This is a genomic window from Erwinia sp. PsM31, assembly GCF_030433775.1.
Classification (GTDB): Bacteria; Pseudomonadota; Gammaproteobacteria; order Enterobacterales; family Enterobacteriaceae; genus Erwinia; species Erwinia aeris.
Genome location: NZ_JARUWZ010000013.1, coordinates 61,096 through 75,004, shown reverse-complemented (window position 1 = coordinate 75,004; position 13,909 = coordinate 61,096). Strand labels below are relative to the sequence as shown.

The following is a 13,909-nucleotide window of genomic DNA, read 5'->3' as shown; positions in this document are numbered from 1 at the left end:
CGTGTAAACAGGAGAGGGCACAGGAAACAGCGGGCGCTGCTTCCTGGTTGTCTGGTCAGGTGCGACGACGGTGAGGGCGATGCGGGCTGGCGATAGTCGTCTTTTCGTTACGAAGCTTCCAGTGCCTCACCAGAGCAAAGCCCGTCATAACGATAAGCGCTGCAATAAGTATTAACATCAGCATTTGCTATTCCTTGTGTGAGAAGCGAAACGAATCTATAAGAAATAAGAATACCCTGGAGTCGACGAACGGGATTTAAGAATAGTCGCATTGTATAAATTTAACTAAATTAAAACATTAAGTTAAGCCAAATTTTCTAAATAATATGCTGGGACTAAACCAAATTTAACTAAAGAAAAGGATAATAATCCGCAATTATCGAGCTATCCTGGGCTGTTACGTTTTTCTTCATCAGGAAAGCTGGCCCGAAAACGGGGTGTGATGGCATAAAAATGATTAATATTTTTAAAGTAATTTAACGAGGAAGGCATGTTTTCAGGTAAAGTAGCGGAAGAATTAAACGATTTAGTTAAGGATTCTGGAGAGTTTCTATACAAAATTAACCATCTGGCGACGCGGCTCGGGCTGGATCTGGCTGCGCATCATGCCGATCACATCGCCGTACGCTGCCATCAGGTCGCGACGGCGGAACGCTGGAAAAAAGGTTTTTTGCAGCACGGCGTGCTGTTTTCAGAAAAGATGATAGGCGGACGGCCGGTCGCGCTGTTTGAGCTGCATGAACCATTACGGGTCGGGCCATGGCAAATCAGCATGGTGGAGCTGCCCTGGCCCGGTGAAAAAGTCTATCGGCATGAAGGCTGGGAGCACGTTGAGATCGTGCTGCCGGGCGATGAAGCGCAGCTGAGCGTGCGTGCGCTGGCGCTGTTGTCGGATGAGAGCCTCTCTAAACCAGGGATAGCCATTAAAAATAGCGCGCCGAAAGGAGAGGGCGAAAGGCTGCCTAATCCGACGCTCGCGGTCAGCGACGGCCAGGTGACGATCAAGTTCCATCCCTGGAGCCTGAAAGAGATTGTAGAGAGCGAGCTAGCGTCGTAACGTCCGCACGGCTTTTTCCATCCGTCGCACCGCTTCCACAATCAGATCGCGCGGGCAGCCAAAGTTAAAGCGTACAAAGCTATCGTCGCCAAAATCACGCCCGGCGGAAAAGCCCAGCCCGTGCCGTTCAAAAAACAGCGCCGGGCTGGCAACGTTAAGCTGGCTGGCGTCAATCCACGCCAGATAGGTCGCCTCCGGGCGGGCCAGCGAAAGCCCCTCAATAGCGTTGATACGCTCGGTCAGCCAGTCCCTTGAGGTTTTAAGATAGGCCAGCTGCTCGTCCAGCCACGGCTGCCCGTCTCGCCAGGCGGCCGTCGCGGCGACCAGCGCCAGGATATCCGGTTGCGGCACAATGCCCAGGCGTGCTTTGTTGAAACGTGCGCGCAACGCTTTATCGGGAATAATGGCCAGCGAAGCGCCCAGCCCGGCAATATTGAACGTCTTTGAGGGCGAAATCAGCGTCACGGAGCGTCGCTGCGCGTCTTCGTTAAGACTGCCAAAAGGAATATGCTGCACGCCGTCTTCCAGCAGCAGGTCGCAGTGAATTTCATCAGAGCAGACGATCAGATCGTGACGTTGCGCAAAGCGCAGCTGTGCCTCCAGCTCCTCGCGACGATAAACCGTGCCGCCGGGATTTTGCGGATTGCACAGCATTAACAGTTTTTCGTTGCCGGTCATGGCGGGTGACAGCTCGTCAAAATCCGCCAGCCAGCGTCCCTCATGCAGTTTTAACGGCACGTCAAGCTGCGCGCGGTCGGCCAGCTTCGCCGCAGAGCGGAACGGCGGATAAATCGGCGTGGGCGCGACGGTGCCCTGATGCGGCTCGGTAAAAGCGCGTACCGCTAAATTCAGCCCGCTGACCACGCCCGGCAGTAAAACCAGCCATTCCGGGTCGATTTTCCACTGATAGCGCGCCAGCATTCGCGCCGTGGTGACGGCAATCAGCTCATCCGGCGTGGTGCCATAGCCGAAAATACCATGGGCCACGCGCTGCTGAAGCGCGTCAATCACACATTGCGGCGAGCGGAAATCGGTATCTGCTACCCAGAGCGGCAAAATATCCTGACCGCCATATTTCTGCCATTTCAGACTATCGCTGTGACGGCGATCGATACGCTGGTCGAAAGTGCATGTCATGTTGGTGATTCCCGTTACTATTATTTTTAATGTTCGAAAGCAGACTAAACAGCGAAACAGATTTACACAACCAGCCGGCAGTCATTAACAGGAGAATGAAATGTTAAAACTGGAAGTATGCTGCTATGGGATTGATTGCGCGCTGGCCGCGCAAACCGCTGGCGCCGATCGGGTGGAGCTTTGCGCTGCGCCTTCGGAAGGCGGATTAACGCCTTCGGCTGGCAGCCTGTTGCAGGCTCGCGAAACCGTGTCCATACCCGTTCATCCCCTGGTGCGTCCGCGCGGCGGTGATTTCTGCTTCAGTGACAACGAGTTTCGTCAGATTAAAGACGATGTCGCCTGGATCCGCGAGCTTGGTTTTCCGGGCGTGGTGGTCGGCATACTGGATGTGGACGGGCATATTGATATCGCCAGGATGAAGCAGGTCATGGCGCTTTGCGCAGGCATGGAGGTGACCTTCCACCGCGCTTTCGATCTCTGTCACAACCCGCTGACGGCGCTGCGGCAGCTTACCGACCTGGGCGTGGCGCGCATCCTGACTTCCGGCCAGCAACAAAGCGCCGAAAGCGGTTTACCTTTATTAAGGGAACTTAATCAGCTTACCCAGGGTCCAATCATTATGGCCGGCGCTGGCGTCCGCATGAGCAACCTGCATAAGTTTGTGGAAGCCGGATTGCGTGAGCTACACAGCTCCGCCAGCCAGCGAATCGCCTCTGCAATGCGCTACCGTAAAGCCGGTGTTTCCATGACTTCCGTCGCGGAAACGGACGAGTTCAGCCGCGCCTGCGTTGACGGCGATATGGTGGAAGCCATGAAAGCCTCGCTCTCGCTCTCGTTTGGCTCGTCGGCAAGCGTAGCCTGACCCCGATTTTGCCGCACAGCACGCCAGGTTAACGACGTGATGTTTGCAAGTACCAGGCCTCATCATTTTGGTGAGGCTTTTTTTCTGCCGCAGAACCGAAATTCCTCTTACACTGAACACATCTCTGGCTGCTGCGAGTTCACTGATGAAAGTCATAATGACCGCCAACGTTTTTCTGCTGCCGCTCATGCTACTGGCGGGCGCGGCACAGGGCGCAGATACCTGTCCCGCCAACGCCGCACGGGTTAACGACAGCAACAGCCTGCTGCTGCTGGGCGGTACCGCGAAAGGGCCGATAAAACAGGTTGTAATGGGCGAGTTTGGTAAGGATGTCGACCAGCAAAAACGCATTCTCGGTGAGTTCGATCGCTGTGGCGCGCTGCTGCGGGCGGATATCAGCTTTGACAAGAACGAAGGTAACGTCGCGCTCAGAATGGTGCAAAGCGTCACGCGCGTCGCCACCGGCTGGCAGGCCGACTACGTTCTGTCGGTCTTCGTGCTGCAAAAGGGCAAGCTGGTGGAAGTCAGCAATAAACAGGGAACCGTCAACTATCTGACCGGTAAAACGGGCACCATTACCAGCTCGTCCGAGGCGTTTCTGTTGCAGGGCAAAAAGGGCTTTACGGAAACCACTAACAGCTACGACAGCCGTCAGCGGCTGATAAAAAGCGTGGCGAGAGGCTCGGACGCGCAGGCCAACGGCGAGTTTCACTATAGCTGGAATGCGGAAAATCTGCTGATCGCCAGCCGTTCGGGCAACAGCGAAATGCAGTGGAGCTATGACGATAAAAAGCGGGAAAAGGGGCTACTGATGCAAACGCATAACCCCGATAGCGAGCTGACCACGCAGGATGAATGCCAGCTGTGGGACGAGCGGGGCAACTGCACGCTAAGCTACTCGCATGAGAGAGAAGTCTTTGCGCACGGTGAAGTGCTGCGCAATATCAGCGCGGCCTATCGCTTTGAATACTGGGATAAAGCGGAAGGCGCGGACAAATAAGCGGCCCGCGCCAAACGCTGTTATTTCACGGTCTGGCTGAAAGCGTCTACTGCCAGGATAGCGCTGGCGATATCCTGCGCGCTAAGGTTAGGGTTAAGGTTCTTCAGCGTATCGCCTTCGCTGTTAGCCAGTTCGCCCACTTTCAGCAGGTTCTCCCAGCTTTCGTTTTCCAGATGCATCTCTTTTAGCGTGGTCGGCATTTTTATCGCGCGATAAAAGCGGACATAGCGTGCAATCTCTTCATCGGGCCGCTGCTCCAGCACCATTTGCGTCAGCGTGCCGTAGGCGACCTTTTCACCGTGCGTCAGATGGTGGATGTCGCCGTCGATAGCGGTAAAGCCGTTATGGATAGCGTGCGCGCCCGCTAAACCTGCGTTTTCAAAGCCCAGGCCGGAAAGCAGCGTATTGGCCTCCACTACCGCCTCTACGGCTGGCGTAACCACTTTTTTCTCTACCGCCTGATAAGCGCTGTATCCCCAGGTCAGCAGCGTTTTTTCGCAGGCTTCGGCAATCGCCATACCTGCAATCGTCGGATCGCCATCCACCATCGATTTGCTGTGCGAACGTTTGACCGCCTGCGCTTCGACAAAAGTCGCCAGACCATCAGCGATGCCGGAAGCGAACAGCCTGACCGGCGCCTGGGCGCAGACCTGCGTATCCACCAGCACCAGATCCGGGTTTTTGTTATAGAAGCGGTAGCTTTCGAATACGCCGCTGTCGGAGTAGATCACGGAAAGCGCGCTGCACGGCGCATCCGTCGAGGCGATAGTCGGTACAATCACCACCGGCCGCTTCAGCTCGTCGGCCACTGCTTTAACCGTATCCAACGTTTTGCCGCCGCCTACGCCGATCACCAGCTGCGCATCGGCCTCTTTCGCCAGCGCCGTAAGGCGAGCGATCTCATTGCCGGAAGCCTCGCCGTTGAACTGCTGATAATGAAACTCGACGTTGCGCTGCTGCAAAGCATCCTGCACCGTCTTGCCCGTCAGTTTCCAGACGATTTCATCCGCCACCACAAAAGCTTTATTGCCCAGTTCCGCTACGTAGTCGCCCAGCTGAGCCATGACGCCAGCGCCCTGAACGTACTTGCGCGGTGAAGAGAATACGAACTTACTCATGGGAACTCCTTTTGGTGAAATAAAAGTCGTACAGGTTCAACCGTAGACCTTTTAACGCAAAAAGGGGGATGGAAATGTGACATAACGAAAATTGGTAGTAGGCAATCAGCCGCGTAATCGCTAAACTTTTTTTCCTTTCCAGGGAAATCAGTATGACCTCGTTATTAACCTTTCTGTTCGCCATTACGCTGCTGACCATGACGCCGGGTTTCGATACGGCATTGATCCTGCGTACGTCCGCCGCCAGCGGCTGGAAAAAAGCGCTGGCGACCAGCATGGGCGTCAATGCCGGCTGTATGGCGTGGGGCACTGCGGTGGGCGTGGGGCTTGGCGCACTGCTTCTGGCATCGGAAGTGGCCTATAACATTTTAAGGCTGGCGGGCGCGGCGTATCTGCTATGGCTCGGCGTGGGGCTACTGTTAAAACCGCGCAGCGCCTTCCAGGACGCTCTGCCGCAGGCTAAGCAGGACGGCTATCGCCGCGTATTTATGCGTGGTTTTTTAGGCAATTTGCTTAACCCTAAGGTCGGCATCTTCTACGTCTCGTTTTTGCCGCAATTTATTCCTGCTGGTGGCTCGGTGGCGCTCTGGAGTATCGGCATGGCCTTTACCCACGTGGTCGTCGGCACGTTGTGGAACGGGATGCTGATCGCCTGCACGCATTACTTTGCGGAAAAGCTGCGTAAGCCGGCGGTGATAAAAATCATGGATCGCCTGACCGGCTGCGTCTTTATCGGCTTTGCCGCAAAGCTGGCGCTGGCGAAGCGTTAAGACCTGCCGGGGAAGGGGGAAAGCACGGATAATGAACGCACTTTTCGCGCGTCCCTGCGCGAAAATGGTCGTCCGGCTTTATTTACTACAGCGAGGCTGAAACCAGCAGCCACCCGCGCCGGACGAACTAAGGCTGGCTATCAGTCAGGCCGCTTATGCCCGAAGCTTGCGCACCGCGTCAGCCGCACGGGTAGCTAAAGCTGGCAGTTATGAGCCACGAGTAAAGCCAAGGCTTTACGCCCACGGCGACGCCGGTCGTGCTAAGGCTTGCGCGCCACCAGTACGGCACGCAGCGGCGCCGGATAGCCTTCGACGGTTTTGCTGCTGTCGTTGGGATCCAAAAACTCCGCCAGCGATTCGCTGGTCATCCAGTCGGTGCGGCGCTGCTCTTCCGTCGAAGTCACGGAATAGTCCGCGATCTTCACATCAACAAAGCCGCATTTCTCCAGCCAGTTTTTCAGCGCGCCGGTAGAGGGAATAAAATAGACGTTGCGCATCTGCGCATAGCGTTCGCCTGGCACCAGCACCGCGTGCTCGTCGCCTTCGACCACCAGGGTTTCCAGCACCAGCTCGCCGCCGCTGACCAGCTGGTTCTTCAGCTGATAAAGGTGATCCAGCGGCGAGCGGCGATGATAGAGCACGCCCATCGAAAAAACCGTATCAAACGCTTTCAGCTCCGGCAGCTGCTCGATGCCGAGCGGCAGCACGTGCGCGCGCTGATCGTTGCCCAGCAGCTTGCGCACGGCCTCGAACTGGCAGATAAACAGCTGCATCGGATCGATGCCCACCACCAGATTTGCGCCCGCACCAACCATGCGCCACATGTGATAGCCGCTGCCGCAGCCGACGTCCAGCACGGTTCGGCCCGCCAGCGGGGAAATATGCGGCAGCACGCGGTCCCATTTCCAGTCGGAGCGCCATTCGGTATTAATATGCACGCCATACAGCGAGTAGGGGCCTTTGCGCCACGGCATCAGATTACGCAGCAGGCTTTCGATACCGCCGCGCTGACGCTCGCTGAGCTGGCTGCTGTCGGCGGTGACACCGTGCAGCAGATCCAACGTTTCTGGCACGATGGTCGGCAGATGCTCAACCGAGCGATCCCAGTTTTTAAAATGCCCGTGCAGCTGTTCGCGCTGCCAGGCGGCAATCTGTGCAGGCAGCGTTTCCAGCCAGTGCGACAGCGGACTTTTGGCGATCAGCTGATAAAAATTACCGAAATCCATCAGTCCGTCCCAGCCTTAAGCGCAATTAACGAGCCAAAATTAAAGCACTGGAACCAGAGTTCGGCATGCTCAAAACCGGCCAGGCGCAGGCGCTCTTTGTGCGTTTCCACGCTGTCGGTCAGCATAACGTTTTCCAGCATACTGCGCTTCTGGCTGATCTCCAGTTCGCTGTAGCCGTTAGCCCGCTTGAAGTCATGATGCATATTGAACAGCAGTTCGCCCACGCTGGCGTCGGCGAAGCTGAATTTTTCGGAAAGCACCAGTGCGCCGCCGGGACGCAGGCCTTGCCAGATGGTATTCAGCAGGCTCTGCCGCTCGGCAGGCTCTAAAAACTGCAGCGTAAAGTTCAGCACCACCAGCGAGGCGTTTTCAATCGGAACGGCGCGAATATCGGCCTCAATCACCTCGACCGGCGTGTCGGCGCGGAAAGCGTCGATATGACGGCGGCAGCGCTCCACCATCGCGGGCGAGTTATCAACGGAGATAATTTTGCAGCCTTCGGCTTTGATATTGCGGCGCACCGAAAGGGTGGCGGCGCCCAGCGAGCAGCCCAGATCGTAAACCTGGCTGTGCGGCTGTACAAAACGCTCGGCCAGCATCCCGATCATCGAAATAATATTGGAATAGCCAGGCACGGAGCGCTGGATCATATCGGGAAAAACTTCGGCCACGCGCTCGTCAAACGTCCAGTCGCCCAGTTTGGCAATCGGCGCGGAGAACAGCGTATCGCGGTTAGACATAGTGGTAAGTCCGGAACAAAAACGGAAAGGGCGTATTCTGGCAGAAAGCGGCGCGGGCTGCACCTTTTCCGCCTCAGCCCAGCGTGAAAACCAAATCCCAGGGCAGAAAAACAAGGTTAAGCACGATCATGCCCAGCAGCGATGCCAGCGTCAGGATCATACCGTTTTTCCGCCACAGCAGCGTGCTGGTGCGCATACCGTAGCTGTGCAGCGCGCGGCCCAGGAAAAAGAAGAGGCCTGTCAGATGCAGCATCCACATTTCCGCGCCGTTCATTTCCATAATCACCAGCAGCAGCAGGGCGAGCGGAATATACTCTACGGCGTTGCCGTGAATACGAATGGCGGTCTGCAATTCATAAAAGCCGCCGTCGCCGTGCGCCACGTGATACTGGCGACGCAGCCGCACTACGTCAAAAGAAAACTTGATAATAAACAGTGCTCCCAGCACTACATACAGCGCGCTGACCATCCTTACTCCACCCGGTCGAAAATTTCTGGCGCCATCATAGCGGTGAAAAGAGCAGCTGTCAGCATATGTGCAGCGTCGCCCGGGATCAGAACAGACTGTCCTGCTGCGGCCAGTCCGGCGGCTCGCCGATATCGGGCACCGCCTGGCGCAACGCCCCCCACAGGCTCTGCACCATCGCCGGCGCAAAGGCCACGTCAGGCGTATGAATAAACAGCCACGGCTGGCCCTGTTCGCACCACTGCGGCAGCTTGTTTTGCCAGGCTGCAAACCATTTCAGGTTGGCGCTTACCTCGTCGCCGCCGATAAAACGGATCATTGGCTGGTCGGCTGTCATCACCGCATGCACCGGCAGGTGCGGTTTTTTGCGCTGCGCGTCAATAATGGCCGGATTGCTGGGTATGGCGGAATGGACGCCGCGCGTATCCAGGATCACCCGATTCACGCCGCGCTGATGCAGCCCCGCGTTCAGGGCTTTTTCAGCCTCGCCCTTGGCAAAAAATTCCGGATGACGCACTTCCACGCCGTAGCTGAAGCTTTTCGGCAGGCCGTCAAGAAAGGCCCAAAGCGCCGGGAGATCCGCCGGCGAAAACGCGGAGGGCAATTGCAGCCAGTACTGACCGATGCGGGAGGCGAGCGGCGTCAGCAGGCTGAAAAATTCGGCGGTCAGATCGCCGCTGTCGCGCAGCGCGGCCTTGTGGCTGATGGTGGCAGGAAACTTAAAGCAGAAGCGGAAATCGTCATGGGTCATATCGTACCAGCGCTGGACGATCTCAGGGCGCGGCAGCGCGTAGAGCGTTGTATTGCCTTCCACACAGTTAAAATAACGCGCGTAGTCGGCAAGGGTTTCCATGCCCAACTTTTTCCATTGCGGATGCTGCCACTGCGGCAGACCCAGATAAAAAGGTTTCATCGCTCCTCTCTTATCATGCCGACGATAACGATCGCTTCCCTGCGATCGCGGGGAAAATTACAGCGCGGCCATAATCTCGTCTGAGGTGCGTACACGACCCAGACGGGGGAAAATATGCTTAAAGCTGCCGTTGTGCTCTTCGCTGCTGCCCGCGCTACAGATATCTTCCGCGACGATCAGGTTAAAGCCCAGCTCCCAGGCGTTACGGGCGGTAGATTCCACGCCGATATTGGTCGAGATGCCGCCCAGCACAATAGTATCAATACCGCGACGACGCAGCTGCAGCTCCAGATCGGTGCCGTAAAACGCGCCCCACTGATGTTTGATCACTTCAATATCGCTGTCCTGTTTGCCCAGGGCTGTCGGCCAGTCCCACCAGTTTTCCGGCAGCGGGCCGCCGTGGCTGTTATCAACTACCTGCTTCGGCGCGTCGCCGAAATCTTTCGCCCAGCCCACGCGCACCAGCACGACGGGCGCATTGACGGCGCGGAATTTATCGGCCAGCTTTGCCGAACGGGCCACCACGTCTTCTGCCTTATAAGGGCCGCCAGCGAAAGGCAGAATGCCTTCCTGCAAATCGATCAGCACCAGCGCGGTGGTTGCAGCGTTTAATTCCAACATACTTGCTCCGGGTGTTTGGGGAAAACCGTTGAGAATACAGGCAGTCAGCCTTAATGCGCGATAACAACAATGTCAGAGACGCGGGAAATTTGTTAGCTTTTGTGAGGCGCAGGCTAATTGTAGCGACTTTCGGCATAGCTTGCAGGAAGCGACTCTTATCGCGCCGGGCTTTTTCCATTATAATAGCCGCCTTTTTCGCGGCGGCATCGCCCCGAACAGATAACTAAAGATGCTGCCCGCGAGCGGCGAAGTTAAAAGGATAGCGTTATGCGTACCGAGTATTGCGGACAGATCAACCTGTCTCACGTAGGCCAACAGGTGACACTTTGCGGATGGGTTAACCGCCGCCGCGATCTGGGCAGCCTGATCTTCATCGATATGCGCGACCGTGAAGGCATCGTGCAGGTCTTTTTCGACCCCGATCGCCAGGAAGCCTTTCAGCTGGCCTCTGAACTGCGTAACGAGTTCTGTATCCAGCTGACCGGCACCGTGCGTGCGCGTGACGAAAAAAACAAAAACAGCGAGATGGCAACGGGCGAAGTAGAAGTGTTCGCCACCGATCTGACCATTATCAACCGCGCCGAGCCGCTGCCACTGGATCCCAATCAGACCAACAGCGAAGAAGCGCGCCTGAAATATCGCTATCTGGATCTGCGTCGTCCGGATATGGCGCAGCGCCTGAAGGCCCGCGCGAAAATCACCAGCTTCGTGCGCCGCTTTATGGACGACAACGGCTTTCTGGATATCGAAACGCCGATGCTGACCAAAGCCACGCCGGAAGGCGCGCGCGACTATCTGGTGCCGAGCCGCGTGCACAAAGGCAAATTCTATGCGCTGCCGCAGTCGCCTCAGCTGTTCAAGCAGCTGCTGATGATGTCCGGCTTCGACCGCTACTATCAGATCGTCAAATGCTTCCGCGATGAAGATCTGCGCGCCGACCGCCAGCCTGAATTTACCCAGATCGACGTCGAAACCTCCTTTATGACCGCGCCACAGGTGCGGGAAATCATGGAGAAAATGGTGCGCGAGCTGTGGCAGGACGTGAAAGGCGTCGATCTGGGCGATTTCCCGATGATGACCTTCGCCGAAGCGATGCGCCGTTACGGTTCCGACAAGCCGGATCTGCGTAACCCGATGGAGCTGGTGGACGTGGCAGACCTGCTGAAAGATGTAGAGTTCAAGGTCTTCTCCGGCCCGGCCAACGATGCCAAAGGCCGCGTCGCCGCGCTGCGCGTGCCGGGCGGTGCTCAGCTCAGCCGCAAGCAGATTGATGAATACGGCAAGTTTGTCGAAATCTACGGCGCGAAAGGCCTGGCGTGGATGAAAGTCAACGAACGCGCCAAAGGTCTGGAAGGCGTCAGCAGCCCGGTCGCCAAGTTCCTGAACGCGGACATCGTGGAAGCGATCCTGAGCCGTACCGAGGCCGCTGACGGCGACGCGATCTTCTTTGGCGCGGACAGCGAGAAAATCGTGGCCGACGCGCTGGGCGCGCTGCGCCTGAAGCTGGGTCGCGACCTGGATATTACCAACGGCAACGCCTGGGCGCCGCTGTGGGTCGTTGACTTCCCAATGTTTGAAGACGACGGCGAAAGCGGGCTGACTGCGATGCACCATCCGTTCACCGCGCCGCGCGACATGACACCAATCGATCTGAAAAACGCGCCGGAAACGGCGATCGCCAACGCCTATGACATGGTGATCAACGGCTACGAAGTGGGCGGCGGCTCGGTGCGTATTCACCGTGGCGACATGCAGCAGACGGTATTCGGCATTCTGGGCATCACCGAGCAGGAGCAGCGTGAGAAGTTCGGCTTCCTGCTGGATGCGCTGAAGTTCGGTACGCCGCCGCACGCTGGTTTAGCCTTTGGTCTGGATCGCCTGGTTATGCTGTTAACCGGCACCGACAACATCCGCGACGTTATCGCCTTCCCGAAAACCACGGCGGCGGCCTGCCTGATGACCGAAGCGCCAAGCTTCGCCAATCCGGCTTCGCTGACGGAGCTGGGGATCCAGGTGATAAAAAAGGATAAGCCTGAGAGCAACTAAGATGGCTTTCAAGCGGCCCGTATCGGTTCTGGTGGTGATCTTCGCCCGCGATACCGGGCGGGTGCTGATGCTGCAACGGCGCGACGATCCGGATTTCTGGCAATCCGTTACCGGCAGTCAGGAAGAGGGCGAAAGCCTGGCGGAAACCGCGCGGCGGGAAGTGCTGGAAGAAACAGGGATTGATATCAACGCCGGGCAGCTCACATTAGTGGACTGCCGGCGTCGGATAGAATTCGAAATCTTTGCGCATTTTCGCCACCGCTACGCGCCGGAGGTCACGCATAACAGCGAACACTGGTTTTATCTGGCGCTGCCTGCCGAACAGCCGGTCACGCTAAGCGAGCATCTGGCCTGGCGCTGGATGGCGGCCGCAGAAGGTGCGGCGCTGTGCAAGTCCTGGAGCAACCGCCAGGCCATTGAAGAATTTGTAGTTTAGCTCCCTGGCTTCTGGCTAATGGCCGGGTAAAGGGATGGAATTAGTTAAATGTTCAGGCTTTTATCGGCGCGGTGAGTTTGTTCGCTGCCGGCATGCGTCCGTGAGGACTGCGGACACTGCCAGCGGACAACATCACGCGCAGGATAGCCTGTCCGATCTATATCTGGAGAAAGAGTTAATGGCTGGTCACAGTAAATGGGCTAACACCAAGCACCGTAAAGCGGCTCAGGATGCCAAACGCGGTAAAATTTTCACCAAAATTATCCGCGAGCTGGTTACGGCAGCTAAGCTGGGCGGTGGCGATCCGGGTTCTAACCCGCGCCTGCGCGCGGCAATGGATAAGGCGCTGTCCAACAACATGACGCGCGATACCATGAACCGTGCTATCGCGCGCGGCGTGGGCGGCGAAGACGACAGCAACATGGAAACCATCATCTATGAAGGCTATGGTCCTGGCGGCACGGCGGTGATGGTGGAATGCCTGAGCGACAACCGCAACCGTACCGTTTCCGAAGTGCGTCACGCCTTCACCAAAACCGGTGGCAACCTGGGCACCGACGGCTCCGTGGCCTATCTGTTTACCCGCAAAGGCGTGATCTCTTTCGCTCCGGGTCTGGAAGAAGACACCCTGATGGATGCCGCGCTGGAAGCGGGTGCGGACGACGTGGTGACCTATGACGACGGCGCGATGGATGTCTTTACCGCGTGGGAATCGCTGGGCGAAGTGAAAGACGCGCTGGCCGCAGCGGGCCTGACTGCCGACAGCGCCGAAGTCACCATGATCCCTTCCACCAAAGCGGATATGGATGCGGAAACGGCGCCGAAGCTGCTGCGCCTGATCGATATGCTGGAAGATTGCGACGACGTGCAGGAAGTTTACCATAACGGCGAGATCTCCGACGAGGTCGCGGCAACGCTGTAATGGCGCACTTCACGCAACGGCCGGGAGAGGCGTAATGGCGATCATTTTAGGTATCGATCCCGGCTCGCGGATAACCGGCTACGGTATTATCCGTCAGGTAGGTCGCCAGTTGACCTACCTGGGCAGCGGCTGCATCCGCACCAATTCGACCGATCTGCCGTCCCGCCTGAAGCTGATTTATGCGGGCGTCAGCGAGATTATCACCCAGTTTCAGCCGGAATACTTCGCCATTGAGCAGGTCTTTATGGCGAAAAACGCCGATTCGGCGCTGAAGCTGGGCCAGGCTCGCGGCGCGGCCATCGTGGCGGCGGTCAATCACGATCTGCCGGTGTTCGAATACGCCGCGCGTCAGGTCAAGCAAACCGTGGTCGGCATCGGCAGCGCAGAGAAAAGCCAGGTGCAGCATATGGTGAAAACGCTGCTGAAGCTCTCCGCCAGCCCGCAGGCGGATGCGGCAGATGCGCTGGCTATCGCCATCACCCACTGCCATCTCAGCCAGAATATTAACCGGCTGGGCGAAGGCAAACTCAACCTGGCGCGCGGTCGCCTGCGTTCCTGATAAGCTGGATATCTATCCAGCTTTTTTTATGATATA

The 13,909-nt window shown here is 57.3% G+C and carries 16 protein-coding genes; 8 read left to right on the top strand and 8 right to left on the bottom strand.

Translation table 11 applies throughout. The features are described from left to right. Nucleotides 1–55 precede the first annotated feature (55 nt). Nucleotides 56–184, bottom strand: a complete 129-nt coding sequence (locus tag QCD69_RS12305; RefSeq protein ID WP_301252226.1) for a hypothetical protein — start codon at nt 182–184, stop codon at nt 56–58. Between the two features lie 306 nt (nt 185–490). On the opposite strand from QCD69_RS12305, the gene QCD69_RS12300 reads away from it, so the two are divergent. Then, on the top strand, nt 491–1,057 hold the full coding sequence (locus QCD69_RS12300; protein WP_253460685.1) for a VOC family protein: 567 nt from the start codon (nt 491–493) through the stop codon (nt 1,055–1,057). Here the strand turns inward: QCD69_RS12300 and QCD69_RS12295 are convergent. After that, a complete protein-coding gene (locus QCD69_RS12295; RefSeq protein WP_301252224.1) occupies nt 1,046–2,194 on the bottom strand; it encodes a MalY/PatB family protein in 1,149 nt (382 codons plus the stop codon). The two genes, QCD69_RS12300 and QCD69_RS12295, sit on opposite strands and share 12 nt — an antisense overlap. Nucleotides 2,195–2,294: 100 nt before the next feature. Here QCD69_RS12295 and cutC point away from each other — a divergent pair, with 100 nt between their 5' ends. Next, a complete protein-coding gene (cutC, locus tag QCD69_RS12290) occupies nt 2,295–3,056 on the top strand; it encodes a copper homeostasis protein CutC (RefSeq protein ID WP_253460691.1) in 762 nt (253 codons plus the stop codon). Between the two features lie 157 nt (nt 3,057–3,213). Continuing rightward, the gene (locus tag QCD69_RS12285; protein WP_301252223.1) at nt 3,214–4,056 is read left to right on the top strand and encodes a hypothetical protein; all 843 of its coding nucleotides are present in this window, start codon (nt 3,214–3,216) and stop codon (nt 4,054–4,056) included. A gap of 20 nt (nt 4,057–4,076) precedes the next feature. On the opposite strand, the gene QCD69_RS12280 is transcribed toward QCD69_RS12285, so the two are convergent. After that, nucleotides 4,077–5,174 carry a glycerol dehydrogenase gene (locus tag QCD69_RS12280; protein ID WP_301252222.1) on the bottom strand — a complete coding sequence of 366 codons (1,098 nt, stop codon included), beginning with the start codon at nt 5,172–5,174 and terminating at the stop codon, nt 4,077–4,079. Between the two features lie 152 nt (nt 5,175–5,326). Between QCD69_RS12280 and QCD69_RS12275 the strand changes: the two genes are divergently transcribed. After that, on the top strand, nt 5,327–5,944 hold the full coding sequence (locus tag QCD69_RS12275) for a LysE family translocator (protein WP_301252220.1): 618 nt from the start codon (nt 5,327–5,329) through the stop codon (nt 5,942–5,944). Between the two features lie 260 nt (nt 5,945–6,204). Here the strand turns inward: QCD69_RS12275 and cmoB are convergent, their stop codons facing one another. The 5 genes from cmoB to QCD69_RS12250 form a co-directional block, all read right to left on the bottom strand. Then, on the bottom strand, nt 6,205–7,173 hold the full coding sequence (gene cmoB, locus QCD69_RS12270; RefSeq protein ID WP_253461296.1) for a tRNA 5-methoxyuridine(34)/uridine 5-oxyacetic acid(34) synthase CmoB: 969 nt from the start codon (nt 7,171–7,173) through the stop codon (nt 6,205–6,207). Beyond that, entirely contained in the window at nt 7,170–7,910 is a 741-nt protein-coding gene (gene cmoA, locus QCD69_RS12265; RefSeq protein ID WP_125287922.1) for a carboxy-S-adenosyl-L-methionine synthase CmoA, read from the bottom strand. Before cmoA ends, cmoB begins: the two co-directional genes overlap by 4 nt. A 73-nt stretch (nt 7,911–7,983) precedes the next feature. After that, nucleotides 7,984–8,379, bottom strand: a complete 396-nt coding sequence (locus QCD69_RS12260) for an MAPEG family protein (protein ID WP_253460703.1) — start codon at nt 8,377–8,379, stop codon at nt 7,984–7,986. Nucleotides 8,380–8,464: 85 nt separating this feature from the next. After that, entirely contained in the window at nt 8,465–9,289 is an 825-nt protein-coding gene (locus QCD69_RS12255; protein WP_301252219.1) for a DUF72 domain-containing protein, read from the bottom strand. A gap of 57 nt (nt 9,290–9,346) precedes the next feature. Then, nucleotides 9,347–9,910, bottom strand: a complete 564-nt coding sequence (locus QCD69_RS12250; RefSeq protein WP_301252217.1) for a hydrolase — start codon at nt 9,908–9,910, stop codon at nt 9,347–9,349. Between the two features lie 267 nt (nt 9,911–10,177). On the opposite strand from QCD69_RS12250, the gene aspS reads away from it, so the two are divergent. The 4 genes from aspS to ruvC all read left to right on the top strand — a co-directional run bounded on the left by aspS (nt 10,178) and on the right by ruvC (nt 13,873). Further along, entirely contained in the window at nt 10,178–11,956 is a 1,779-nt protein-coding gene (gene aspS / locus QCD69_RS12245; protein WP_301252215.1) for an aspartate--tRNA ligase, read from the top strand. A gap of 1 nt (nt 11,957) precedes the next feature. Next, nucleotides 11,958–12,392, top strand: a complete 435-nt coding sequence (gene nudB / locus QCD69_RS12240; protein ID WP_253460715.1) for a dihydroneopterin triphosphate diphosphatase — start codon at nt 11,958–11,960, stop codon at nt 12,390–12,392. Nucleotides 12,393–12,570: 178 nt separating this feature from the next. Continuing rightward, entirely contained in the window at nt 12,571–13,314 is a 744-nt protein-coding gene (locus QCD69_RS12235) for a YebC/PmpR family DNA-binding transcriptional regulator (protein ID WP_253460718.1), read from the top strand. Between the two features lie 34 nt (nt 13,315–13,348). Then, nucleotides 13,349–13,873: a crossover junction endodeoxyribonuclease RuvC gene (ruvC, locus tag QCD69_RS12230; RefSeq protein ID WP_253460721.1), complete on the top strand. Its 525-nt coding sequence runs from the start codon at nt 13,349–13,351 to the stop codon at nt 13,871–13,873. The last annotated feature ends 36 nt before the right edge of the window (nt 13,874–13,909 follow it).

Coding starts and splice junctions, on each gene's coding strand:
- QCD69_RS12305 (WP_301252226.1), bottom strand. CDS start 184: ATGCTGATGTTAATACTTATTGCAGCGCTTATCGTTATGACGGGCTTT.
- QCD69_RS12300 (WP_253460685.1), top strand. CDS start 491: ATGTTTTCAGGTAAAGTAGCGGAAGAATTAAACGATTTAGTTAAGGAT.
- QCD69_RS12295 (WP_301252224.1), bottom strand. CDS start 2,194: ATGACATGCACTTTCGACCAGCGTATCGATCGCCGTCACAGCGATAGT.
- cutC (WP_253460691.1), top strand. CDS start 2,295: ATGTTAAAACTGGAAGTATGCTGCTATGGGATTGATTGCGCGCTGGCC.
- QCD69_RS12285 (WP_301252223.1), top strand. CDS start 3,214: ATGACCGCCAACGTTTTTCTGCTGCCGCTCATGCTACTGGCGGGCGCG.
- QCD69_RS12280 (WP_301252222.1), bottom strand. CDS start 5,174: ATGAGTAAGTTCGTATTCTCTTCACCGCGCAAGTACGTTCAGGGCGCT.
- QCD69_RS12275 (WP_301252220.1), top strand. CDS start 5,327: ATGACCTCGTTATTAACCTTTCTGTTCGCCATTACGCTGCTGACCATG.
- cmoA (WP_125287922.1), bottom strand. CDS start 7,910: ATGTCTAACCGCGATACGCTGTTCTCCGCGCCGATTGCCAAACTGGGC.
- QCD69_RS12260 (WP_253460703.1), bottom strand. CDS start 8,379: ATGGTCAGCGCGCTGTATGTAGTGCTGGGAGCACTGTTTATTATCAAG.
- QCD69_RS12255 (WP_301252219.1), bottom strand. CDS start 9,289: ATGAAACCTTTTTATCTGGGTCTGCCGCAGTGGCAGCATCCGCAATGG.
- QCD69_RS12250 (WP_301252217.1), bottom strand. CDS start 9,910: ATGTTGGAATTAAACGCTGCAACCACCGCGCTGGTGCTGATCGATTTG.
- aspS (WP_301252215.1), top strand. CDS start 10,178: ATGCGTACCGAGTATTGCGGACAGATCAACCTGTCTCACGTAGGCCAA.
- nudB (WP_253460715.1), top strand. CDS start 11,958: ATGGCTTTCAAGCGGCCCGTATCGGTTCTGGTGGTGATCTTCGCCCGC.
- QCD69_RS12235 (WP_253460718.1), top strand. CDS start 12,571: ATGGCTGGTCACAGTAAATGGGCTAACACCAAGCACCGTAAAGCGGCT.
- ruvC (WP_253460721.1), top strand. CDS start 13,349: ATGGCGATCATTTTAGGTATCGATCCCGGCTCGCGGATAACCGGCTAC.